This is a genomic window from Micromonospora sp. NPDC050980 (assembly GCF_040653835.1).
Lineage (GTDB): Bacteria > Actinomycetota > Actinomycetes > Mycobacteriales > Micromonosporaceae > Micromonospora.
Genome location: NZ_JBFAGS010000014.1, coordinates 47,237 through 69,358, shown reverse-complemented (window position 1 = coordinate 69,358; position 22,122 = coordinate 47,237). Strand labels below are relative to the sequence as shown.

The window sequence follows — 22,122 nt, the reverse complement described above, 5'->3', positions numbered from 1 at the left end:
CGGGGGCCGCAGGCCGGCAGGTCAGTCGCCGTGCTCCGCGGTGGCCGCCGGGACGTCGCCCCAGACCGCCTTCGCGCCGGAGTCCCCCACCCGGAAGACCTGCACCAGGTTCGCCGCCGCCACCACCATCGCGAGCACGGCCACCACCACGCCCAGCGCGCTCGGTCCGGCCTTCGGCTGGTCACCGGCCGGTCGGTCCGCGCGGCGGTGCAGCCAGACCAGCGCTGCCGCGGCGACCAGCAGCGGCACCGCGAACCAGATCAACTGGTCGCCCAGCTCGGCGTGCCGCCCCGGGTCGCCGACCCGGCGCTCCAGGCTCTCCCCACTCTCCGTGGCGAGCGGGATGGCGGCGGTGGCCAGCGCCGAGACCAGCACCACGAGCCAGCCGAAGCGTCCCCGCCAGACGGGTCGTACGGCCAGCGCGGCCACGCCCAGCGCGGCCAGCGGCAGCAGCACCACCACGGCGTGCACCACCAGCGGATGCAGCGGCAGTCCGTTCACGGAGTCGGGCACGGTGATCTCCTCGGCGGTCGGGACCGGTCCGGTCCCACAGTGCCCGGCATTTCTTGCGAAGTCCTTGCGCCCGACCGCCCTGCCGCCCGACCGCTCAGGCGGGCGGCAGCAGCACGGTGAAGGTGGCGCCCCGCCCCGGTGCGCCGGCCACCTCGACGGTGCCCCGGTGCGCCCGCGCCACGTGCTGCACCAGGGCGAGACCGAGACCGAACCGCCGGCCCGCCCCGGCCGTGCCGTGCGCGAACCGCGCGAACAGCCGGTCCGCCTCCGCCGGATCCAGACCGACCCCGTCGTCGGCGACCTCGGCGGCGACCCGTCCGTCGCGGCGGGCCACCGTGACGGTGACGTGCCCGCCCGCCGGCACGTGGCCGACCGCGTTGTCCACAAGCGCGGTCAGCGCCCGGCGCAGGGCCGGCCGGGCGCCCCGGACCGCCGCCGGGCCGCCGGCCGCCAGCCGCAACTCCACCCGGCGTTCGCCGGCGTACGCGGACATGCTGTCCACCACCTCGCGGGCCACCTCGGCCAGGTCCACCTCGGTGTCCGGCAGCGGTTGGTGCTCGGCAGCCGCCGACACCAGCAGATCCTCGACCACCTCGCCGAGCGCCCGGGTGTCGGCCACGAGCTGGTCGAGCTGCCCGGCCAACCGGTCCGCCGGCTGGTCCCGGGCGCGCCGGGCCAGCAGTTGCGCCCGGGTGTGCAGCACGGTCAGCGGGGCCCGCAACTCGTGTGAGGCGTCCGCCACGAACCGGCGCTGCATGCCCAGCGCGGTGGCCAGCGGGGCGACCGCCCGCCGGGCCAGTAGCGTGGCCGTGACCAGCGCACCGGCCAGCCCGGCCAGCTCGGCGACCAGCAGCGCGAGGCCGAGTTGCCCCTGCCGCCGGCGCAGCGGGGCCAGGTCGGCGGCGACCGCCCAGCGGGTGCCGTCCGGCCGGCGCTCCACCGCCACCCGGATCGGCCGGTCGTCGCCGGCCGTCGCGTCGTGGCGACCGGGTGCGCCCCGCACCGCCCGGTCGAGCACCCGGGTCAGCTCCGGCGACGCGCCCGGGGTCACCTCGAGCACCGGGTCGCCGGGGCGCTGCCGGGCCAGGAACTGCCCGGGCGGCGGGTCGTCGACGTCCTCCGCCGCGGCCAGCACCAGGGTCAGCTCGCCGTCCAGCGCCCGCGACTCCTGCCGGCTGGTCAGCACGTACATCAGCGCGCCGACCAGCAGCAGGACCAGCCCGATCGCGCCGGCGGTCTGGGCCACGCTGCGCCGGCGGGCGCGGGCGAGCCGGGCCTCGTCCACGCTCAGCCGCCGCCGAGCCGGTAGCCCAGCCCGTGCACCGTGCGGACGGCGTCCCGGCCCAGCTTTCGGCGCAGGTGGTGGACGCAGGCGTCGACCGTGCCCGGCGCGTCGGCCCGGTCGAACGCGGTGCTGAGCAGTTCCGCCCGGGTGAAGACCTTGCCGGGCCGCCCGGCGAGGGCGCGCAGCACGGCGAACTCGCGGGCCGACAGCGGGATCTCCCCGGCGCCGTCGACCACCCTGCGGTTACCCACGTCGAGCCGGCGACGGCCCAGCGGCAACCAGCCCGCGCCGTCCGGGTGCCGGCGGCGCAGCGCCCGGAGCCGGGCCGTCAGCTCCGCCACCTCGAACGGCTTGACCAGGTAGTCCTCCGCCCCGGCGTCCAGACCGTCGACCCGGTCCTGCACCGCGCCCCGGGCGGTGAGCAGCAGCACCGGGCAGGTGACGCCGTGCGCCCGCAGCCGGGCGAGGAGTTCCAGACCGTCCAGCGCGGGCACCCCTCGGTCGACCACCATCACCTGGTAGCCGCGGGTCAGCGCACGGTGCAGGCCGAGGTGCCCGTCGCCGGCCACCTCGACCTCGTAACCCTCGTCGGTGAGCAGGTCGGCGAGGAGCCCGGACAGGGCGCGGTCGTCCTCGACCAGCAGCAGACGCGGGCGGCTCTCCACCGGGCCAGTATCTACCGGTCGACGGGACGGCTCAGTGGTCCCCGGCCGGGATCGGGTCGTCGTACTGGCCGGACGGGCCGGTCAGCGGTTCGCCGCCGACCAGCGGCCAGGCGTTCGGCGTGCAGCCGTGCAGGCCGAGCGTCTGCTGCACCATCACCGGGGCCGGGCCGCCGGAGCGGGGGCAGCGCTCGTGGCCCCGGCCCAGCCGGTGGCCGACCTCGTGGTTGAGCAGGTACTGCCGGTAGAGGTCCAGGTCGGGCACGTGCGGCACTCCGTACACCCAGCGGGCCACGTTGATCACGACCCGGTCGCCGTTGCGGCAGGAGGTGTAGCGGTCACTCGGGTCGCCGCACAGGTCGCCACGGGTCGCCGGCGTGGTCAGCAGCACGGTGAAGTCGGCCGGTGAGTCCCGGCCGACCCGCTGCAGCCGCCACCGGCCGTCGCCGGTCCAGCCCCGCCGGTCGGCGAGCGTCGCCGCGACTTCCCGGGCGAAGCGTTCGGTGTCCACGTTGCGGATGCCGTCCTCCACCGCGACCCGGTAGCGCAGCAGCTCGCCGGCGCGCCCGGCCACCGCGCCGACCGTGTCGGCGGTCCGGAAGCCGCCACCACCGCGGGCCGGGTAGCTGATGCCCGGTGGCACCCGGCCGGCCACCGGGACCGGTGTGCGTGCGGCCGTCGCCGGCGGTCGCGTGGACGACGCCGCCGCCCCGGTCCGCTCCACCCCGGCCGCGTCCGGCCGGTCCGGGCGCGCGCGCACGGCGTATCCGCCGCCGGCCGCGAGGCCGGTCACCACGAGGAGCGCGACCAGCGTACGGACGCCGACGGGCGACCTCCGTCGCCGCCGATGCACGCCCCGGTCCCGCCCGCCCACGTCGCTCTCCGTCCGTCGCCCGCCCGCGCCCCGCAGGAGAGTACGGGTGTCGGGGCCGGTCGGTTGAACCGGCGGGCCGGGTACCGTCATGTGCGGGGTGGGCGACCTGCCGCCTGTCGGAGTCCAGGGAGTCCCCCGTGTCCTCAGCCGAGCCGCTGCTCGACGACGCCCTCGTGGCGGCGCGCGGCACCGACGTACGCGCCGCCGAGCGGGCCCTCGACGCGCTGGTGGTGGCCGACGGCGCGGCGGTGGACGCGGCGCTCCTCACCCGCCTGTGCCGCACGCTGGGCCGGCTGTGGCCGCGCGGCTGGCAACCTGTCGACCTGGACCGGCTCGCCACCCGGCGGCTCACCCCGCGCGGCGCCCGGCTGCTGCGCGACACGTCGGCCGCCCAGCGGCGCACGTTGCCCGGCCGGGTGCCGGCCTGGTTCGACGAGCAGCTCGCCGAGCTGGGCGCCCGCTGGGACGCCGACGCGGGTTGGCTGGACCGCCGCGCCGACGGCGACCGGATCACCGCGCTGCGCGACGCGGTCGACGCGCTCGTCCTGGTCGAGGGGTTGCCCCCGATCGCGCTGCTCCGCCCGCCACCGGGAGCCGCCGCCGTGCCACTCGCCGCCGTCGCGGCCACCGGCTCCCGGATGCTCGACCGGGTACGCGCGCTGCTGGCCAAGGCGGAGTCGACCGGCTACCCGGCCGAGGCGGAGGCGTTCACCGCCAAGGCGCAGGAGCTGATGGCCCGGCACAGCATCGACGCGGCGCTGCTCGACGCCGCCGCGGAACGCCTCGACCGCCCCGGCGGGATGCGCCTGGGCACCGACGCCCCCTACGCGGCGGCGAAGGCGCTGCTGATCCAGGAGGTGGCGGCGGCCAACCGGTGCGAGTCGGTGTGGTCCGACGACCTGGGCTTCGCCACCGTGCTCGGTTTCCCGGCCGACTTGGCCGCGGTGGAGCTGCTGCACACGTCGCTGCTGGTGCAGGCCACCGCCGCGATGCTGCACGGCCGGGCCGGGCGCGGCAAGGGCAGCGGGCGGCGCACCAAGGGCTACGACGAGTCGTTCCTCAACGCGTTCGCGTTGCGGATCGGCGAGCGGCTGCGGGCGGCCAGCACGGCGGCGGCCGAGGAGCACGCCGACGACCGGTTGTTGCCGGTGCTCGCGGCCCGCTCGGACGCCGTCCGGGAACGCGCCGACCAGCTTTTTCCCGGCACCACCCGGCACCGGCTCCAGGTGCGGTACTCGGAGGGCTGGACCTCCGGCACCACCGCCGCCGACCAAGCCTCCCTGCACTCCCCCACCCCAGCCCGCCGGCCACTGCGCGGGGCCCGCTGAACTCAGCCCGCCTCGTCCGGCGGGCGTTCAGGTCACCGACTCTGCAAGGTGATCGACGCGTAGTGCGCGAACCGCTGCTGTTCCTCTGCTGCCATTCGGCGCTGCCGCTCAGCGCCCGGTCGGCCCACCTGGCCGCCGCGCGGGCCACCACCAGCCTGCCCGAGCGGCGTTACCTGGAGGTACGCGGCGCGCGCCTGGCCGCTTGACGCACGCCGGGCCGGCCCGAAGGCCGGCCCGGTGGATGGTGCGCGTCGTACGTCAGCTCTTGAAGGCGTCCTTGATCTTCTCGCCGGCCTGCTTGAGCTTGGCGCCGGCCTGGTCGTTGCGGCCCTCGGCCTCGAGGCGCTCGTCGTCGGTCGCCCGGCCGATGCCCTCCTTGACCTTGCCCGCGGTGTCCTGGGACGTGTTGTCGATCTTGTCGTCGAGACCCATGGGAACCTCCAACTCGGCAGTTGCGTGACGACAACTGGTTACCCCGGCGGCCGTCGACCCAATCCAGGCTCACCCGATCGGGCGGAACCGTCGCAGCCGGAGGCTGTTCGCCACCACGAAGACCGACGAGAAGGCCATCGCCGCGCCGGCGAGCATCGGGTTGAGCAGCCCGGCGGCGGCCAGCGGCAGCGCGGCCACGTTGTAGGCGAACGCCCAGAACAGGTTGCCCTTGATGATCGCCAGGGTGCGGCGGGAGAGCCGGATGGCGTCCGCCGCGGCCAGCAGGTCCCCCCGGACCAGGGTCAGGTCGGCGGCCTCGATCGCCACGTCGGTGCCGGTGCCCATGGCCAGCCCGAGGTCGGCGCGGGCCAGCGCGGCGGCGTCGTTGACCCCGTCGCCGACCATGGCCACCACCCGGCCCTCGCGTTGGAGCCGCTCGACCACCGCCACCTTGTCCGCCGGCAGCACCTCCACGATCACCTGGTCGATGCCCACCTCGGCGGCCACCGCCTTCGCCACTGTCGCGTTGTCACCGGTGAGCAGCACCGGGGTGAGCCCCAGGCCGCGCAGCCGGTCGACCGCCGCCCGGCTGGTCGACTTCACCGCGTCGGCCACCGCGAGCACCCCGCGGGCCCGGCCGTCCCAGCCGACCAGGACCGCCGTGCGGCCGGTCGCCTCCGCGCCGGTCGCGGCCTGCACGACCTCCTCGGGTACGTCGAGACCGCGCTCCCGCAGCAGTCGGAGCCGCCCGACCACCACGCTCCGGCCGTCGACCGTGCCGGTCACGCCGAGCCCCTCGGCGTTCGCGAAGTCGCCGACGGCGGGCGGCGGACCGGCCTCGGCCGCGCCCTCGGCGACCGCCCGCGCGATCGGGTGCTCGGAGGCCGCCTCCAGCGCGCCGGCCAGCCGGAGCAGCTCGTCGGCGTCCTCACCGGTCGCGGGCAGCACCTCGGCCAGCGCCATCCGGCCGGTGGTGACCGTGCCGGTCTTGTCCAGCACCACGGTGTCCACCCGGCGGGTGGACTCCAGCACCTCCGGTCCCTTGATCAGCAGGCCGAGCTGCGCGCCGCGCCCGGTGCCTACCAGCAGCGCGGTCGGCGTGGCCAGGCCCAGCGCGCACGGGCAGGCGATGATCAGGACGGCGACGGCGGCGGTGAACGCGGCGGTCGGCCCGGCGCCGGAACCGAGCCACCAGCCGAGCGTGGCGAGGGCCAGCACGATCACGATCGGCACGAAGACGCCGGAGATCCGGTCGGCGAGCCGCTGCACCGCAGCCTTGCCGGCCTGCGCCTGCTCCACCAGCCGGGCCATCTGGGCGAGCTGGGTGTCCCCGCCGATTCGGGTGGCCCGGACCACGAGCCGGCCGCCCGCGTTGACGGTGGCGCCCACCACCGTGCCTCCCGGCCGCACCTCGACCGGCACCGACTCGCCGGTGAGCATGCTGGCGTCGACCGCCGAGGTGCCCTCCTCGACCACGCCGTCGGCGGCGATCTTCTCCCCCGGCCGGACCACGAACCGGTCGCCGACCGCGAGCTGGTCGACCGGGATCCGCACCTCCTGCCCGCCGCGCCGCACCGCCACGTCCTTCGCGCCCAGTTCGAGCAGGGCACGCAGGGCGGAGCCGGCGGTGCGCTTGGCGCGGGCCTCGAAGTAGCGCCCGGCCAGGATGAAGACCGTCACCCCGGCGGCGGCTTCCAGATAGATGTTGCCGGCACCGTCGCTCCGGGTGATGTCGAAGCGAAACGGGTGCGTCATCCCCGGCATCCCGGCGTCGCCGAGGAAGAGCGCCCAGAGCGACCACCCGAACGCGGCCAGCGTGCCGAGCGAGACCAGAGTGTCCATGGTCGCCGCGCCGTGGCGCAGGTTGACCAGCGCGGCCCGGTGGAAGGGCAACCCACCCCAGACCACCACCGGCGCGGCCAGGGTGAGCGAGGCCCACTGCCAGTAGTCGAACTGCCAGGCCGGCACCATGGCCAGCACGACCACCGGCAGGGTCAGCACGGCGGAGACCCACAACCGGGTACGCGCGCCGCGCAGCTCGTCCACCGGTTCGCCGGTCTCGGCCTCCCGGCTCCGTGCGGGCGGCGGCACCACGGCCGTGTAGCCGGTCTTCTCCACGGTGGCGATCAGGTCGTCCGGCGCGACCTCGTCGACGTAGCGGACGGTGGCCTTCTCGGTGGCGTAGTTCACCGTCGCCTCGACGCCGTCCAGCCGGTTGAGCTTCTTCTCGATCCGGGCCGCGCAGGACGCGCAGGTCATTCCGCCGATCGTCAGCTCGATCAGGTTCGGCGCGGTGGGCAGCGCCTTGCCCGTGGTGGTCATCGCGGTACCTCCCCGCTCGGGTCGCCGGTCGCGTGGCCGGTGTCGTGGTCGGTTTCGGCGGACCGTTTGCCGGTCACGCCCCGACGAGGTCGTAGCCGGCCTCGTCGACGGCGGCGCGGACCGCGCCGGTGTCCAGTGGGTCCTGGCTGGTGACGGTGACCCGGCCGGTGACCAGGTCGACCTGGACGTCGGTGACGCCCGGCAGCGCGGTCAGCTCGGCGCTTACCGCGTTGACGCAGTGGCCGCAGGTCATGCCGTTCACCTGGTAGGTGGTGTCCATCTCGCCCTCCGATCTGATACCCCTAGGGGGTACAAGCCGTACGCTACCATACCCCCGAGGGGTACGCTATCCTCGGCGCATGACCGCGCCGTCCACCCCGACCCGGGGCTACACCGCCAGCAAGGACCAGCTCCTCGCCCGGCTCCGTCGCGTCGAGGGCCAGGTGCGGGGCATCGAGAAAATGGTCGAGGACGACCGTTACTGCATCGACGTGCTGACCCAGATCTCGGCCATCCAGGCCGCACTGGACAAGGTCGCCCTGGGCCTGCTCGACGGCCACGCCCGGCACTGCATGCACGAGGGCGCGGCCGAGGGCCGAGCCGACGAGATGGCCACCGAGATGATGGCCGCCGTCGGCCGCCTGATGAAGCGCGGCTGACCCACCCGACCACCCGCCGTGACAGTTGGGAGACGCCGTGGGCGCCGACCACACCCGACCCGCCCCCGCGCCGCCGCGCGTGCGTCGCCTGCTCCTGGCGACCGTGGTGCCGCTCTTCGTGCTCACCGTGATCGCGGCGCTGGTGCTCTGGCCCAGGCAGGGGCCGGAGCCGGCGGCCGGTGAGAACGTGCCGCGCCACCACGGCACGGTGACCCGGGTGGTGACCGAACCCTGCCCACCGACCCCGGAGGCGCCGGCCGGCGGCGACGGCCCGTGCGGCACCGTCACCGTCGCCGCCGAGCAGGGCCCGGACGCGGGCCGGCTGGTCGAGACGCCGATCCCGGCGGGGCCCGGCGCGCCGCGGATCGAGGTCGGCGACGAGGTGATCCTGGTCGAGCTGACCGACCCGGCCGACCGCACGGTGAAGACCTACAACATCGCCGAGCACCAGCGCGGCACGCCGCTGATCTGGTTGGTGGCGCTCTTCGCCGCCGCGATCGTGGCGTTCGGCCGCTGGCGCGGGCTGGCCGCGCTCGGCGGGCTGGTGGCCAGCTTCGCCATCCTGCTCGGCTTCGTACTGCCCGGGATCTCCGCCGGGCGATCGCCGCTGCCGGTGGCGATCGTCGGCGCCGCGCTGATCATGTTCGTGGTGCTCTACCTGACCCACGGGATCACCGCCCAGACCTCGGTGGCGGTGCTCGGCACGCTCGGCAGCCTGGTGGTCACCGGTGTGCTCGGCACGCTGGCCACCGCCGCCACCCACCTGACCGGCTTCGGCAGCGAGGACGCCACCACACTGTCCATGTTCCAGGGCGACGTGGACCTGCACGGGCTGCTGCTGGCCGGCATCATCATCGGCTCGCTGGGCGTGCTGGACGACGTGACGGTCACCCAGTCGGCGACCGTCACCGAGCTGGCGCGCGCCAACCCGGGGCTGTCCCGGCGGCAGCTCTACCGCGCGGCCACCCGGGTCGGCCGCGCGCACATCGCGTCCACCGTGAACACCATCGTGCTGGCGTACGCCGGCGCCTCGCTGCCGCTGCTGCTCCTGCTGGTCGCCGACTCCCGCCCGGTGGGCGAGCTGCTCACCAGCGAGTTCCTCGCCCAGGAGATCGTCCGCAGCGCGGTGGCCACGCTCGGCCTGATCGCCGCCGTGCCGCTGACCACCGCGCTGGCCGCGGTCGTCACCACCGCCGGCCGGCACGCACCGGACACCGCCCCGCCGCCGGCACCCCCGCCGCCCCGGAGGCGGGACGAGGCGCTGGAGGCGCTCGGCGGGTCGCGGCCCGACGACTCCAGAAGTACGCAGGCCGCATGGTGACACTCCGCAGCGTGACGGCCGACGCAAAACGCGATGCTGCTCACGCTGGGCAACGGTGAATTCTCGCGATTGGTCGGCTTCCGGACGTAGATCCCCGGTCGGGATCTCGGGTAACCTCGCCCCCGGTCACCGCCGAAGGCGCGCACCGGCGCCTGCGGTGCCGCCGCCCAATCGCCTTCGGGCGAGCCGGGGAACCAGGTACATGGGGTGAATCCGCGCGAGCGGTAGGGGCCGCTTCCGTCCCGAACCCGTCAGCTAACCCGGTCGGCGGTCGACGGAAGGGAACACTGTGACGGCACCCCTGCGCCGCTGGTCGACACCCGTGGTGTCCGTGCTCGCCGCGTTCGCCGTGCTGGTCGGGCCGACCCCGGCGACGGCCGCCCCGCACAACGCCGCCCCCAAGCCCTCGGGGCACGCGGAGGACGACGAACCACCGCTCATCACCGAGGCGATCGACTCCGCCAACCGGAACTACCTCCAGGCCAAGGCGAAGCTCGCGAAGTCGGAGGAGCGCCAGAAGCGGCTGGCCGCCGAGAAGGCGGCGGCGGAGGCCGAACTGGCGGCGCTCAGCCCGCAGGTCAACCAGATCGCCGCGCAGTCCTACCGGACCGGTCGGATGGGCGCGATGGCGATGCTGTTGGAGAGCAGGTCGCCCGACTCCTTCGTCAAGCGCGTCAGCGCCCTGGACGAGCTCAACCTCTTCAACGCGCAGCGGCTCGCCGCCATCAACGCCGCCCGGAACCGCGCCGAGCAGGCCAAGATCGCGGCCGACGCCGAGGTGCGCGAGCAGGAGAAGCAGACCAACGCGATGGCCCGCGAGAGGGCGGCGGCGCAGAAGGAGCTGAAGCTGGTCGGCGGGCTGGGCTTCACCGGTGGTCTGGTCTCGGCCACCTCGGCGGTCGCCAGGATCGGCCCGGGCCGCACCGCCGACGGTGGTTGGAAGTCTGAGTCGTGCAGCGAGAACGACCCGACCACCTCCGGCTGTGTCACGCCGCGCACGCTGCACGCGTACAAGGAGGTCAAGCGCACCGGCTTCGACCGCTTCGTGGGCTGTTACCGACCGGGCGGGCCGTGGGAGCACCCCAAGGGCCGGGCCTGCGACTGGTCCCTGCAGAACAGCGGCTTCGCGCCGTGGCACAACAACGACACCCGCAGGTACGGCAACGAGGTGGCCGCCTTCCTCATCCGCAACGCGGACCGGCTGGGCATCTACTACGTGATCTGGAACCGGCAGATCTGGTTCCCGGCGACCGGTTGGAGTTCCTACAGCGGGCCGTCCAACCACACCGACCACGTGCACATGTCGCTGCTCTGATCCGGTGGGCACGACCGTAAGGGGCCGCCCTCGGGCGGCCCCTTCTCCGTGTCCGGGCGCGACTCAGCCGGCGAGCGCCGGGTCCGCCGGCGCGGCCGGCGCGGGCAGCGGGGCCGGCGACTTGGCCACCGTTCGCACCTCGCCGCCGCTGAGCCGGTACGACATGCCGACCACCGCGCACGTCCCGCCGGCCACCCGCTCGGCGAGCACCGTCGAGCGGGCCGTCAGGGTCTCCACCGTCTGCGCGATGTGGACGTCGATGATGCCGTCGAGGTCCTCGACGCCCTGCCGGGCGGCGCGGAGCAGGCTCGGTGAGACGGCGTCCACGACCGAGCCCAGGTGTCCGGCCGGGGCGGACCCGGTGCGGACCGCCTCGCGCGCCGCCTGGACCGCGCCGCACGAGTCGTGGCCGAGCACCACCACGAGCGGCGTGCCGAGCACGGTGACCGCGTACTCCACGCTGCCGAGCACCTCGGGGCCGGCGGTGTGCCCGGCGGTGCGCACCACGAAAAGGTCACCGAGGCCCCGGTCGAAGATGATCTCGGCGGCGAGCCGGGAGTCGGAGCAGCCGACGATCACCGCGAACGGGTGCTGCCCGTCGGCGACCGCCGTCCGCCGCCCGGCGTCCTGGTTCGGGTGCTGCGGCACGCCGGTGACGAACCGGTTGTTACCGGACCGCAGCTCGGCAAGAGCCTCATCGGGGGTGCTCGGGGTCATCGCTGCTCACCTCGTCCTCGCGGGGAACGACCAGGCCGGCCGCCGTGTCGGCCTCGCGACCCACCGTCACACGCGGCCGAAGGCTCGTCAAGATTTCGTGATACGCATTTCATACGTCATCGTCCCCGCTCGCGTCGACTCGGAGCGCGGACCGGGAAAGCCATACGATGACCACCATGGCGACCACATCAGGGGAGGACGGAAGCCGCCGCAACTGGACCTTCCTCACCAACCACGGCCACGTGCTGCTGGCCATCGCGCGCAACCCCACCGCGCGCCTGCGGGACGTGGCCGACGAGGTGGGCGTCACCGAGCGGGCGGCCCAGGCCATCGTCGCCGACCTGGAGGCCGGCGGCTACCTCCACCGCACCCGGGTGGGCCGCCGCAACGAATACACGATCAACCCCAGCGGTCGGTTCCGGCACCCGGCGGAGGCCGACCAGCAGGTCGGTGCGCTGCTCGACCTCTTCGCCGTCGAGCCGGTCCGGGACGCCACGCCCGAGCCGTGACCGAGCGCCCGCCCCGGCATCGACGAACAGGGCGGGACGAGCTTCGCCACCGCGTACGTCTCGGGCGTCGCGGCGCTGGTGCGGGCGGCGCACCCGGCCATCAGCCCGCAGGAGGTGGCCTACCGGCTGACCCGCACCGCCGACAACCCGCCCGACGGGCACAACGCGCAGGTCGGGTACGGGATGGTCAACCCCTACCGGGCGGTCACCGGGTTGCTGGGCACGCGGACGGATCCGCCACTGGGCGCGATGCCGGCTCCCGCGCCGCGCCCCGACCCGCTGGCCCGGCAGCGCACGGTCGCGATCTGGGTCGCCGCCGTCGGCGCGCTGCTGGCCGGCGTCCTGCTGACGCTACGGCCGATCCTGGTACGCGGACGGCGGCGCGGCTGGCGGCCCGGCCGGCGCGAGGCCGCGGCAACTGACCCGGTTCGGCCGGACGGCGCGCGACCGAGGGCGTCCGTCCACAGCGATCCGTGGGGCGGCTCACGTAACCGGCAAGATCGTCGAGCTGCACGATTGGGTGTCGACCGATAGGTTGATGTGGTGCTGCCCGTAGCGTTCGCCCCGTCCGCCTGGACGGCGATGCTGCGCCGGATCGCCCGCACGGCCGTGACCACCCTGGCGTTGGTCGCGGGCCTGCAGGGCTTGGCCGCCACTTCCGCCGACGCCGCCACCACCGCCGACGCCGCTTCGACGGCGACGCGCCCCGCAGCGGCGGTCGCGACCGTCGACGTCGGCCCCGCGTTCGCGACGGCCGGCGCCGGGGGCACGCACACCGCGCCGGTCCGGGTGACCGGCACCATCCGGGCAGCGGTCGCCGCGCCGTCCGTGACACCCGCCGCGCCGCCGGCCAGCACCGGCCCGGCCACCGCCGCCGCCGCCGCAGTCGACCCGGTCCCCGGCGTCGAGGTCGTCGTCGCGGACCAGTTCCGGGCGACCATCGCCCGTCGCGGGCCGCCGCGCGCCTGACGGGCACCTTTCCGGTACGCCCCGGGCGCGGCCCCGATGCCGTCGCCCGCCAGGTGTCCCGTCGCGCCCCGCGCCCACCGCCCGCCACCGGGCCCTCCTTTCGTTGCTCGACAACCGCTTCACCACGAGGTGTTCGTGATGCAGACCGTCTTCTCCACCGTCCTGCCGGACGTTCCCGCCGCCGCCGTGATCTGGCTGGCCCTGCTCGCCCTGGCCGCGGTCGTGGTCGCCGCGCTCGTGATCCGCCCGGCCCGGTTCCGTTCGGTGTTCGGCGAACGGATCAGCGAGGCCGCCCGACCGGGCGGCATCGATCTGGCCGAGCAGTCCCGCGAGCGCAGCCGGTACGCCGACGAGGTCGCCGTGGCCGCGTCCCGCGCCGCGGTGACCGCCGAGCGGAGCCGGGCCGACTGGTCGGCCGCCCAGGACGAGGCCGAGCGGGCCTGGCTGGCCTACCAGACGGCGGAGGAGGACGTCCGGCGGCTGGCCGCCGCCGCGGCGCTGCCGCTGCCCCGGACCGCCCGCACGCCCGCCGAGTACGCCGACCGGGAGCGTTGGTTGCACCGGGCGGCGCTGGACGCCCAGTGGCGCAAGGAGATCACCGTGCGGCAGCTCAGTGACATCCTCGGCGGGCGCGGCTGGGACCCGAGCCGGCACCCGGTGGAGCAGGAGCTGTTGCTGCGCCGGCTGGTGCGGGACAACCTGCGCGCCCGGCAGCACGCCGCCTCGGAACGGGAGCAGGCGGCGTGGCGGGCCGCCGAGACGGCCGCGGCGGCGGCGCGGAGCCTGCGCGAGGAGGCGTTCGCGGCGCTGCACCCGGTGGCCGAGCCGCCGGCGGCGCTCGCCATCGTGGGCTTCGCCGGCCCGGAGAGCACCCGCGAGCTGCCGACCGCGACGCCGGCCGCGGAGATCACCCGCGAGTTGGCTCCGGTGGCGCGGGGGCGGGCCGCCGTAGCGGCCTACTGATCGTCCGGCGGCGATGGCCCGGCTCGACTAGCGTGGTGCCGTGTCCCGTGAATCCTGGTTGCTGGTCGCCCTCGGCGTCGTCGTCGCGGCGGCGACGCTGGTCGGGGCGGTGCTGCTCGCGATCCGGGTGGTCCGCACCCGCCGCATGCTCGGGGCGCTGGGGGCCGGCGGCAAGGTCGCGTTCTACGGCGCGTTGATCTACACGATCCTGCCGGTGGACCTGCTGCCCGATCCGATCTACCTGGACGACATGGGGGTGCTGGCCGGCGCGCTGTTCTACCTGGGTCGGCTGGCCGCCAAGCACCGGGCGGCGCAGCGGGCCACCCGGGACGCTCCGGCCACGTCGCTGCCCGCCGCCCCGCCCGGTGGTGGGCCGCGTCGATGACCGATCATCGGCTCGACGGTCACGTGGCGAGCGAGGAGACGGCATGCCCGGCGATCACCGGTTGGACCCGCACGACGGGCGGGTCGCCCGCTTCTTCGCCGATCGGCACCTCGCGACGCTTACCACGTTGCGCGCCGACGGCACCCCGCACGTGGTGCCGGTCGGGGTGACCTTCGACCCGGACGCCGGGCTGGCCCGCGTGATCACGTCGGGCGGGTCGGCCAAGGCCCGGCACGTGGCCGCCGCCGGGCCGGCCGGCACACCTGTCGCGGTGTGTCAGGTCGACGGCCGCTGGTGGCTGACCGTGGAGGGCCGGGCGGTGGTGCGGCGTGACCCGGGGTCGGTGGCCGAGGCCGAGCGGCGGTACGCCGCCCGCTACCGCCCCCCGCGTCCGAATCCGGATCGGGTGGTGCTGGAGATCGCGGTGACCCGTCTGCTGGGCAGCCTGCCCGACTGAGCCGTGTGTCCGGCTCGGCGGTGGCCCCGCTCACCGCCGGAATGGGGCCACCACCAGGGCCGTTGCACTCTGGCGTACGCCGAGCGCCACTGAAGGTGCCGCGTCTCCCGCAAGGAGCGTCGCCCCCCGAACGGAGCCCCGCATGAACCCGATCATCCGTAGGTGCCTGCTCTCCGTCGCCGGTCTGGCCGCTGCCGGCAGCGCCGTCGCCGGCCCGGCGGTGGCCGCCCACGCCGCCCCGGCCCCGGTCAAGGGCAAGGGTGAGCGCAGCGCCGACTACGAATACCAGGCGCAGCCGAACTTCTTCTACTGCGGGCCGGCCTCGACCCGGATCGCGCTGTCGGCCGAGGGCAAGGACGTCAGCCAGGACGAGTTGGCCGCGAAGCTCGGCACCACCGAGAGCGGCACCGATTCGGCCATCGACGTCACCCGGGTGCTCAACGAGTACACCGGCGGCAAGTACAAGACCACCGAGATCCGCGACGAGGTGGCCACCCGCGAGCAGGTCGAGCGGCTGCGGGTGGACATCCGCGCCGCGGTGGACGCCGACCGGCCGGTGGTGGCGAACATCCTGGGCGGCGCCCGGGACGTCGACGGGGTGGAGCACTACTACTCCGGCCACTACCTGACCGTGGTGCGCTACCAGGACGACGGGAACCGGGTGCTGATCGCCGACCCGGCCCGGCCGGACGAGCCGACGTACTGGATGACCGTGACCGAGCTGGCGAACTGGATCGCCGGTCGCGGCTACAGCTCCTGACCGCACCGGCGTCACGGCGGCCACGCTCCCCTCGGGGGCGTGGCCGCCGTCGTGTGTGCCGGGCGTACGCGGCACGCCGGACAGCAAGGATCCCGGGCCACCACCGGGCGGCCCGGGACCTGAGGGGTGGTCAGCGGGCGGTGTCGCCCTGACCGGTGCGCTGCTGCGCCATGTCGACGCCCTTGTCGATCTGCTGGTCGTACTTGCCGCCGGTGCGCCGGTCGGCCATGTCGCCGGCCTTGTCGAGACCCTTGTCGACCTGCTCGTCGTGCTTGTCGACGAAGTCCTTGGCCTTGTCCATGAAGTTACTCATGTCGCAATCTCCCTTCGGTACGTTGAATGCCTTCCCTCAGGCCGGGGGCGCAAACACCGGACGGCGTTGCCGTCCCTGGTGTCGGATTCACCCGCGTCGGGTACCAACGCCCATGATCGAGGAGGCGACGTGGACGTTGACAGGCCCGATCCGGACCGAGTTGACCCGGGACGGCGCGATTCGTCGCGCCCGGACAGTGCGCACTCGGGCCAGGCGCGACCCGCGCGGCCCGACGACCGGGCCACCGAGACGCCGCCCGGGCCGCGGCAGACCTGGGCCGGGCTGCCCTGGCCGGTGCGGACGGCGGTGACCTGGAGCGCCTGCCTGCTGGTGGTGGCGGCCGGGCTCTGGCTGCTCGGGGAGGTGGCGGTGCTGCTGGCCCCGTTGGCCGTGGCGCTGGCCGGCACGCTCTTCCTCACCGCGCTGCTCGACCCGGTGCTGGTGCGGTTGCGCCGGCTCCGGGTGCCGGCCGCGCTCGCCGCGCTGCTCACCGTGCTGCTGCTGCTCGGCGTCCTGGGCGGTGTCGGCGCCTTGGTCTGGAACCTCACCGCGAGCCAGTTCGGCGAGCTGAGCCAGCAGCTCACCGAGGGTCTGCAACGCAGCCGCGATTTCGTCACCTCCACCCTGCCGGTCAGCGACCAGCAGCTCGACCGGCTGATCGAGCAGATCCGCCAGGGCCTCAGCGGCAGCGCCCCCGATCCGGTGGCCGGCGCGCGCAAGGCCGCCGAGGTGGCCGGCGCGCTGCTGCTCGGCCTGGTGCTGCTGTTCTTCCTGCTCAAGGACGGGCGGTCGATGTGGCACTGGGTGCTGCGGCGGCTGACCGGGCCGCGTCGCGAGGTGACCGCCGCGGCGGGCCGGGCGGGCTGGCAGACGCTCGGCGCGTACAGCCGGGGCACGATGATCATCGCGGCGATCGACGCCATCGGCATCGGATTGGCGCTTGTGGTGCTGCGCGTCCCGCTGGCCCTGCCGCTCGCCCTGATCACGTTCCTCGGTGGGTTCGTGCCGATCATCGGCGCCACCGTCGCGGGCACGGTGGCGGTGCTCGTCGCGCTGGCCGCCAACGGTCCGACCACCGCCCTGCTCACGCTGGCCGCGGTGATCGCCGTGCAGCAGATCGAGGGCAACCTGCTGGAGCCGCTGGTGATGCGCCGCCAGGTCCAGCTGCACCCGGCGGTCATCCTGGTGGTGGTCACCGCCGGCACGCTGGTGGCCGGCGTGGCCGGCGCGTTCGTCTCGGTGCCGATCGCCGCGGTGCTCTGGCGGGTGCTGGACACCGTGCAGCGGCACCGGGCCGCCGAAACGGCACGGCCCGCCGACGCCACCGGCTGACCGGCCGGTACGCGGCCGACGGCTCAGGCCGGGTGGGGCTGGCGCAGGTGGGTGGCGAACCAGGTGCCGGCCTGGTCGGCCACCTGCTCCAGCGTGCCCGGCTCCTCGAAGAGATGGGTGGCGCCGGGCACGATCCGCAGCTCGGCCACCTCACCCAGGTCGTCCCGGACCTGCTCGTTCAGCGTGATCACCTGCTCGTCCAGGCCGCCGACGAGCAGCAGCGTCGGTGCGCGTACCGCGGTCAGTGAGCTGCCGGCCAGGTCCGGACGCCCGCCCCGGGAGACCACCGCGCCCACCCGCTCGGGCCGGGTCGCGGCGGCGACCAGGGCGGCGGCCGCGCCGGTGCTGGCGCCGAAGAGGCCGATCGGCAACCGACCAAGCTCCGCATCGGCGGTCATCCAGTCGACGATGCCGGCCAGCCGCTCGGCCAGCATCCCGATGTCGAAGCGCAGCTCGGCGGTGACCTCGTCGCGAACCTCCTCGTCGACGGTCAACAGGTCGACGAGCATGGTGCCCAGCCCGCGCGCGGTGAGCGCCCGCGCCACCGCCACGTTGCGCGGGCTGTGCCGCGAGCTGCCGCTCCCGTGGGCGAACAGCACCACCCCCAGCGCGCCGGACGGCACGGACACGTCCCCCACCAGCCCGCCCTCCACCACCGGCACCGAAACCTCACGCATGCTCCCCCACCTCCGACCCCGCCATACCCCGTACGTCGTCGATCATGAAGTTGACCGTCGGGAGAGCGCTCCCCGGCACCGCCAACTTCATGATCAACGCGGGGTTGGGGTTGCCTTGACGTCGGCGGCAAGGTCTAGCGTCGGGGGCGCGGAAGCCGGCGGGGGCGAGGGGTGGGGGTGGGGATGCGGATCGGGGAGTTGGCGCGGCGGGCCGGCACGAGCACCCGCACACTGCGCTACTACGAGACCCACGGGCTGGTCCGGCCGGGTCGGTCCGCCAACGGCTATCGGGTCTACGACGAGGCGGAACTGCGCGTCGTGCACGAGATCCGCTCGCTGCTGGCGATCGGCTTCGGGCTGGACGACATCCGCCCGTTCGTCGCCTGCCTGCGCGCCGGGCACGACTCCGGCGACGTGTGCCCCGACTCGGTGGCGGTGCTGCGACGCAAGCTCGCCGAGGTGGACGACTACCTCGACCGGCTCGGCACGGTCCGCCGCCGGCTGCACGACCAGCTCGCCCGCGCGATCACCCATCGGGAGGAAACATGTCTCAGGACACGCGGACCGGCCGGCTGAGCCCGGTCACCGACGCCACGTTCGCGGCCGAGGTGCTGGCCGCCGACCGGCCGGTCGTGGTCGACTTCTGGGCCGAGTGGTGCCCGCCCTGCCGGGTGGTGTCGAAGCACCTGGCCGAGTTGGCCGAGGAGTTCGGCGACGCGCTGCGCTTCGTCACGCTGAACACCGACGAGAACCCGGCCACCGCACGAGCCCACCGGGTGATGTCCGCGCCGACCATGCTGGTGTTCCGCGACGGCGAGGTGGTCGGTTCGATCGTCGGTTCCCGGCCGAAGAACCACCTGCGGGCCAGCTTCGCCCGCCACCTGGACGGTTGAGCCACCGCCCGGGCGGGAACGCGCGGGGTGACCACGGACCCCGACCGATCGCGAGGATCTGAAGATGGCCAAACAGGACAGGTCCCGGCAGCGGGACCTCACCGACCAGGAGCGTCGCGAACAGGAACTGGCACGCTCGCCGGAGTGGGCCGACCAGGCCGCGTCGGCGCGTACCCCCGAGGACCCGCGGGCGGTCGCGCCGCGCGACGCGGGCGGACGCCCGTCCGACGGACGCCAGTTCTGAGGTACGCCACCGCGCGGTCCCGCCCACGGCGGGTGGGACCCGCGCGGCCTCAGCCGGCGTGTTCGGGCAGGTGCATCAGCGGCGCCCGGCCCGGCGGCTGCTCCGGCTGCGGCCCGGACGGGTGCGCCGGCGGCACCGCCACGGTGACCGGCTCGGCGCAGGTCACCCGCACCGGCTCGCCGTGGTGCAGCAGCTCCAGCGTGGTGTCCGGCCCGCCGTTGCGCAGCGAGTAGGTCGTCTGGTGCGGCCGGACGTCGACGCGCAGCCGCATCGACCGCCACTGCAAGGAGAACTCCAGGCGACTGAGCCGGCTGGAGAGCCGGGGTGCGAAGGACAGCGTCCCGTCGTGGTCGCGCAGCCCGCCGAAGCCGGCGACCAGCGCGATCCAGGCGCCGGCCAGGGACGCCATGTGCACGCCGTCGCGGGTGTTCTCGTTGAGGTCGTGCAGGTCCATCAGCGCGGCCTCGCGCAGATAGCGGTGGGCCAGCTCGGGGAAGCCCACCTCGGCCGCGAGCACCGCCTGGGTGCAGGCGCTCAGCGACGAGTCACGGACGGTGCGGCGCTCGTAGTAGGTGAAGTTGCGCAGCTTCTCGGCGGCGCTGAACGCGTCCCCCCGCCAGTGCATGGCCAACACCAGGTCGGACTGCTTCACCACCTGCTTGCGATACAGGTCGAAGTACGGGTAGTGCAGCAGCAGCGGGTACTTCTCCGGCGGCGTGTGCTCGAAGTCCCACTCCTGCAACCGGGTGAAGCCCTCCACCTGCTCGTGCACGTCGATCTCCGAGTCGTACGGGACGTGCATGTCCTGCGCGGCGTCCCGCCACTCGGCCGCCTCCTCCTCGGTGACGCCGAGGTCGAGCGCCTGGTCGCGGTAGCGCATCGCGCAGTCGGCGGCGGTGAGCAGGTTCCGCTGCGCCATCAGGTTGGTGTAGACGTTGTCGTCCTTCACCGCGGTGTACTCGTCCGGGCCGGTCACCCCGTCGATGTGGAACCGGCCGGCGCGGTCGTGGTGGCCCAGGGAGCGCCACAGCCGGGCGGTCTCGACCAGCAGCTCCAGCCCGATCTCCTTCTCCAGCGCCTCGTCGCCGGTGACCAGCACGTAGCGGCGCAGCGCGTCGGCGACGTCGGCGGCGATGTGGAACGCCGCGGTCCCGGCCGGCCAGTACGCCGACGACTCGGGCCCTTCGATGGTGCGCCACGGGAACGCCGCGCCCCGCAAATTCAACGTGCGGGCCCGTTCCCGCGCCTGGGCCATGGTGTCGTAGCGCCACTGCAACGCGTCCCGCACCGCACCCGGCTGGGTGTAGGTGAGCACCGGCAGCACGAACATCTCGGTGTCCCAGAACGCGTGGCCGTCGTACCCGGGGCCGGTGAGGCCCTTGGCGGAGATCGGCCGCCGTTCCGCGCGGGCACCGGCCTGGAGCACGTGGAAGAGACCGAACCGGACCGCCTGCTGCACCTCCGGGTCGCCCTCGACGCGCACGTCGGCGGCGTCCCAGAACGTGTCCAGGTATTCCCGCTGCGCGCGACGCAGCCCGTCCCAGCCGTCGAGGCGGGCGGAGGACAGCGCGGCGCCGACCTGGTCGCGCAGCGCCGGCAGCGACCGGCGGCTGGACCAGCCGTACGTCAGGTACTTGACCACCCGCAGCTTCTCGCCGGGCTTGAGCACGCAGCCGATGGTGGTGCGGACCCAGTCCTCGTATCCCTCGGACTCGATGGTGGTGTGTTCCGGGGCGTGCACGTCGTGGCCCATCGCGGCGGCCACCCGCAGGCCGCTCACCTTGGTGCGGTGGATGAGCAGGCCGCCGTCGTCGGTGGTCAGCTCCTCCTCCGCCTGCAACGGCGATTCGAGGACGGCGGCCACCCGCGGGTCGCGGCTCTGCGGCGGCAGCGACTCGTTGGCCACCAACTCGGACTGGAGGATCAGCCGCAGTGGACCGTCCACCGCCTCCACCTCGTAGTCGATCGCGGCCACCGAGCGATGGGTGAACGACACCAGCCGGGTGCTGCGCACCTTGACCTCGCGGCCGGCCGGGGAGCGCCAGTGCAGCTCCCGCCGGAGCGTGCCGGCGCGCAGGTCGAGGACACGCTCGTGGCCGAGCAGTTCGCCGTAGCGGACGTCGAGTGGTTCGTCGTCGACGAGCAGCCGGATCAGTTTGCCGTTGGTGACGTTGACGATGGTCTGCCCGGACTCGGGGAAGCCGAAGCCGGCCTCGGCGTAGGGCAGGGGGCGCAGCTCGTAGAACGAGTTCAGGTAGGTGCCGGGCAGGCCGTGCGGCTCGCCCTCGTCGAGGTTGCCGCGCAGCCCGATGTGGCCGTTGGAGAGCGCGAAGACCGACTCGGACTGGGCCAGCACGTCCATGTCGAGCTGCACCTCGCGGATCTGCCAGGGCTCGACCGGGTAGGAGCGTTCCCGGATCATGCGGCCGGCTCCGTGGTCAGCAACTCGTCGAGGTCGGAGACCACCACGTCGGCGCCGTGCGCGCGCAACTCGTCGGCCTGGCCGACCCGGTCGACGCCGATCACATATCCGAAGCCGCCGGCCCGGCCGGCGGCCACCCCGGCGAGCGCGTCCTCGAAGACGGCGGCCTGCGCCGGTTCGACGCCGAGCAGCCGCGCGCCCTCCAGGAACGTGTCCGGGTGCGGTTTGCCCTGGAGACCGCGTTGCCGGGCGACGACGCCGTCGACGCGCGCCTGAAGCCAGCGGTCCAGCCCGGCGGCGTGCACCACGGCGGCGCAGTTGGCGCTGGCCGAGACGACCGCCCGACGCAGCCCGGCCGAGGTGGCGGCCTCCAGGTAGCGCACCGAGCCGTCGTACACCTCGACCCCGTCGTGGTCGATCCGCTGGAGCAGGACGACGTTCTTGCGGTTGCCGACGCCGTTGACGGTGTCCGCGTCCGGCGGGTCGTCGGGGGTGCCTTCGGGCAGCGTGATGCCGCGTGAGGCCAGGAACGACCGCACCCCGTCGGCGCGTGGTTTCCCGTCCACGTAACGGTTGTAGTCCGGGCCGGGGTCGAACGGGCGGAACGGCTCGCCGGTCTCGGCGGACCGGCGTCGCAGGAACGCGTCGAACGTCTCGGCCCAGGCGGCATTGTGCACCTTTGCCGTCTGCGTCAGGACGCCGTCCAGGTCGAAGAGACACGTGGTCACGTGTGCGGGTAGGCCCAGCATTGCCTGAATCTATCCAGGTGG

28 protein-coding genes and 1 riboswitch are annotated in these 22,122 nt (G+C 74.4%); of the genes, 16 read left to right on the top strand and 12 right to left on the bottom strand.

The features are described 5' to 3' along the window. Window positions 1-21: 21 nt before the first annotated feature. The 4 genes from AB0H28_RS20950 to AB0H28_RS20935 form a co-directional block, all read right to left on the bottom strand. The gene (locus AB0H28_RS20950; protein ID WP_358042525.1) at window positions 22-513 is read right to left on the bottom strand and encodes a DUF2231 domain-containing protein; all 492 of its coding nucleotides are present in this window, start codon (window positions 511-513) and stop codon (window positions 22-24) included. 94 nt (window positions 514-607) lie between these two features. Beyond that, the gene (locus tag AB0H28_RS20945; protein ID WP_358042522.1) at window positions 608-1,798 is read right to left on the bottom strand and encodes a HAMP domain-containing sensor histidine kinase; all 1,191 of its coding nucleotides are present in this window, start codon (window positions 1,796-1,798) and stop codon (window positions 608-610) included. Window positions 1,799-1,800: 2 nt separating this feature from the next. Continuing rightward, a complete protein-coding gene (locus tag AB0H28_RS20940; protein WP_358042519.1) occupies window positions 1,801-2,463 on the bottom strand; it encodes a response regulator transcription factor in 663 nt (220 codons plus the stop codon). Between the two features lie 31 nt (window positions 2,464-2,494). Continuing rightward, complete coding sequence (locus tag AB0H28_RS20935; protein ID WP_358042515.1) at window positions 2,495-3,256, bottom strand: DUF3152 domain-containing protein; 762 nt, start codon at window positions 3,254-3,256, stop codon at window positions 2,495-2,497. A gap of 215 nt (window positions 3,257-3,471) precedes the next feature. Between AB0H28_RS20935 and AB0H28_RS20930 the strand changes: the two genes are divergently transcribed. Both AB0H28_RS20930 and AB0H28_RS20925 read left to right on the top strand, forming a co-directional pair. Next, window positions 3,472-4,662, top strand: a complete 1,191-nt coding sequence (locus AB0H28_RS20930) for a DUF2786 domain-containing protein (protein WP_358042512.1) — start codon at window positions 3,472-3,474, stop codon at window positions 4,660-4,662. A 62-nt stretch (window positions 4,663-4,724) separates the two neighbouring features. Further along, complete coding sequence (locus AB0H28_RS20925) at window positions 4,725-4,868, top strand: hypothetical protein (protein WP_358042509.1); 144 nt, start codon at window positions 4,725-4,727, stop codon at window positions 4,866-4,868. Between the two features lie 52 nt (window positions 4,869-4,920). Here the strand turns inward: AB0H28_RS20925 and AB0H28_RS20920 are convergent, their stop codons facing one another. The 3 genes from AB0H28_RS20920 to AB0H28_RS20910 form a co-directional block, all read right to left on the bottom strand. Further along, window positions 4,921-5,094 carry a CsbD family protein gene (locus tag AB0H28_RS20920; RefSeq protein ID WP_358042506.1) on the bottom strand — a complete coding sequence of 58 codons (174 nt, stop codon included), beginning with the start codon at window positions 5,092-5,094 and terminating at the stop codon, window positions 4,921-4,923. A 69-nt stretch (window positions 5,095-5,163) separates the two neighbouring features. Beyond that, window positions 5,164-7,416 (bottom strand): heavy metal translocating P-type ATPase, encoded by a 2,253-nt coding sequence (locus tag AB0H28_RS20915; RefSeq protein ID WP_358042503.1) that lies wholly within the window; start codon window positions 7,414-7,416, stop codon window positions 5,164-5,166. Window positions 7,417-7,489: 73 nt separating this feature from the next. Further along, window positions 7,490-7,696 carry a heavy-metal-associated domain-containing protein gene (locus tag AB0H28_RS20910; RefSeq protein WP_358042500.1) on the bottom strand — a complete coding sequence of 69 codons (207 nt, stop codon included), beginning with the start codon at window positions 7,694-7,696 and terminating at the stop codon, window positions 7,490-7,492. A gap of 79 nt (window positions 7,697-7,775) precedes the next feature. Here AB0H28_RS20910 and AB0H28_RS20905 point away from each other — a divergent pair, with 79 nt between their 5' ends. The 3 genes from AB0H28_RS20905 (at window position 7,776) to AB0H28_RS20895 (ending at window position 10,711) form a co-directional block, all read left to right on the top strand. Beyond that, the gene (locus tag AB0H28_RS20905) at window positions 7,776-8,075 is read left to right on the top strand and encodes a metal-sensitive transcriptional regulator (protein ID WP_358042497.1); all 300 of its coding nucleotides are present in this window, start codon (window positions 7,776-7,778) and stop codon (window positions 8,073-8,075) included. Between the two features lie 37 nt (window positions 8,076-8,112). Then, window positions 8,113-9,396, top strand: a complete 1,284-nt coding sequence (locus AB0H28_RS20900; RefSeq protein WP_358042494.1) for a YibE/F family protein — start codon at window positions 8,113-8,115, stop codon at window positions 9,394-9,396. Window positions 9,397-9,550: 154 nt separating this feature from the next. Continuing rightward, window positions 9,551-9,681: riboswitch (cyclic di-AMP (ydaO/yuaA leader) on the top strand. A gap of 4 nt (window positions 9,682-9,685) precedes the next feature. Next, entirely contained in the window at window positions 9,686-10,711 is a 1,026-nt protein-coding gene (locus AB0H28_RS20895) for a hypothetical protein (RefSeq protein ID WP_358042491.1), read from the top strand. Window positions 10,712-10,774: 63 nt separating this feature from the next. On the opposite strand, the gene AB0H28_RS20890 is transcribed toward AB0H28_RS20895, so the two are convergent. Further along, on the bottom strand, window positions 10,775-11,428 hold the full coding sequence (locus AB0H28_RS20890) for a carbonic anhydrase (protein ID WP_358042488.1): 654 nt from the start codon (window positions 11,426-11,428) through the stop codon (window positions 10,775-10,777). A 167-nt stretch (window positions 11,429-11,595) separates the two neighbouring features. On the opposite strand from AB0H28_RS20890, the gene AB0H28_RS20885 reads away from it, so the two are divergent. From AB0H28_RS20885 to AB0H28_RS20855, 7 genes are all read left to right on the top strand, one after another. Further along, window positions 11,596-11,937 (top strand): helix-turn-helix domain-containing protein, encoded by a 342-nt coding sequence (locus AB0H28_RS20885; RefSeq protein WP_358042485.1) that lies wholly within the window; start codon window positions 11,596-11,598, stop codon window positions 11,935-11,937. A gap of 18 nt (window positions 11,938-11,955) precedes the next feature. Beyond that, window positions 11,956-12,471, top strand: coding sequence for a S8 family serine peptidase (locus tag AB0H28_RS20880; RefSeq protein WP_358042715.1), 516 nt, complete (start codon window positions 11,956-11,958; stop codon window positions 12,469-12,471). Between the two features lie 9 nt (window positions 12,472-12,480). Then, entirely contained in the window at window positions 12,481-12,906 is a 426-nt protein-coding gene (locus tag AB0H28_RS20875) for a hypothetical protein (protein WP_358042478.1), read from the top strand. A gap of 138 nt (window positions 12,907-13,044) precedes the next feature. Then, window positions 13,045-13,869 carry a hypothetical protein gene (locus AB0H28_RS20870; protein ID WP_358042475.1) on the top strand — a complete coding sequence of 275 codons (825 nt, stop codon included), beginning with the start codon at window positions 13,045-13,047 and terminating at the stop codon, window positions 13,867-13,869. A 40-nt stretch (window positions 13,870-13,909) separates the two neighbouring features. Continuing rightward, window positions 13,910-14,254, top strand: coding sequence for a YkvA family protein (locus AB0H28_RS20865; RefSeq protein WP_358042472.1), 345 nt, complete (start codon window positions 13,910-13,912; stop codon window positions 14,252-14,254). A 43-nt stretch (window positions 14,255-14,297) separates the two neighbouring features. Continuing rightward, window positions 14,298-14,711, top strand: a complete 414-nt coding sequence (locus tag AB0H28_RS20860; RefSeq protein ID WP_358042470.1) for a TIGR03618 family F420-dependent PPOX class oxidoreductase — start codon at window positions 14,298-14,300, stop codon at window positions 14,709-14,711. A 142-nt stretch (window positions 14,712-14,853) separates the two neighbouring features. Next, window positions 14,854-15,471, top strand: coding sequence for a C39 family peptidase (locus AB0H28_RS20855; protein ID WP_358042467.1), 618 nt, complete (start codon window positions 14,854-14,856; stop codon window positions 15,469-15,471). Between the two features lie 130 nt (window positions 15,472-15,601). Here AB0H28_RS20855 and AB0H28_RS20850 read toward each other — a convergent pair whose 3' ends face one another. After that, window positions 15,602-15,784 carry an antitoxin gene (locus AB0H28_RS20850; protein ID WP_358042464.1) on the bottom strand — a complete coding sequence of 61 codons (183 nt, stop codon included), beginning with the start codon at window positions 15,782-15,784 and terminating at the stop codon, window positions 15,602-15,604. A 129-nt stretch (window positions 15,785-15,913) separates the two neighbouring features. On the opposite strand from AB0H28_RS20850, the gene AB0H28_RS20845 reads away from it, so the two are divergent. After that, on the top strand, window positions 15,914-17,116 hold the full coding sequence (locus AB0H28_RS20845; protein ID WP_358042461.1) for an AI-2E family transporter: 1,203 nt from the start codon (window positions 15,914-15,916) through the stop codon (window positions 17,114-17,116). Between the two features lie 23 nt (window positions 17,117-17,139). On the opposite strand, the gene AB0H28_RS20840 is transcribed toward AB0H28_RS20845, so the two are convergent. Continuing rightward, window positions 17,140-17,793, bottom strand: coding sequence for an alpha/beta fold hydrolase (locus tag AB0H28_RS20840; protein ID WP_358042458.1), 654 nt, complete (start codon window positions 17,791-17,793; stop codon window positions 17,140-17,142). A gap of 183 nt (window positions 17,794-17,976) precedes the next feature. On the opposite strand from AB0H28_RS20840, the gene AB0H28_RS20835 reads away from it, so the two are divergent. The 3 genes from AB0H28_RS20835 (at window position 17,977) to AB0H28_RS20825 (ending at window position 18,930) form a co-directional block, all read left to right on the top strand. After that, complete coding sequence (locus AB0H28_RS20835) at window positions 17,977-18,369, top strand: MerR family transcriptional regulator (RefSeq protein ID WP_358042712.1); 393 nt, start codon at window positions 17,977-17,979, stop codon at window positions 18,367-18,369. Next, entirely contained in the window at window positions 18,339-18,686 is a 348-nt protein-coding gene (gene trxA, locus AB0H28_RS20830) for a thioredoxin (RefSeq protein WP_358042455.1), read from the top strand. Before AB0H28_RS20835 ends, trxA begins: the two co-directional genes overlap by 31 nt. A 64-nt stretch (window positions 18,687-18,750) precedes the next feature. Further along, the gene (locus AB0H28_RS20825) at window positions 18,751-18,930 is read left to right on the top strand and encodes a hypothetical protein (protein ID WP_358042452.1); all 180 of its coding nucleotides are present in this window, start codon (window positions 18,751-18,753) and stop codon (window positions 18,928-18,930) included. 49 nt (window positions 18,931-18,979) lie between these two features. Here AB0H28_RS20825 and AB0H28_RS20820 read toward each other — a convergent pair whose 3' ends face one another. Both AB0H28_RS20820 and AB0H28_RS20815 read right to left on the bottom strand, forming a co-directional pair. Next, window positions 18,980-21,352: a glycoside hydrolase family 65 protein gene (locus AB0H28_RS20820; RefSeq protein ID WP_358042449.1), complete on the bottom strand. Its 2,373-nt coding sequence runs from the start codon at window positions 21,350-21,352 to the stop codon at window positions 18,980-18,982. Further along, window positions 21,349-22,101, bottom strand: a complete 753-nt coding sequence (locus tag AB0H28_RS20815) for a beta-phosphoglucomutase family hydrolase (RefSeq protein WP_358042446.1) — start codon at window positions 22,099-22,101, stop codon at window positions 21,349-21,351. The genes AB0H28_RS20820 and AB0H28_RS20815 overlap by 4 nt, the downstream gene beginning before the upstream one ends. Between the last annotated feature and the right edge of the window lie 21 nt (window positions 22,102-22,122).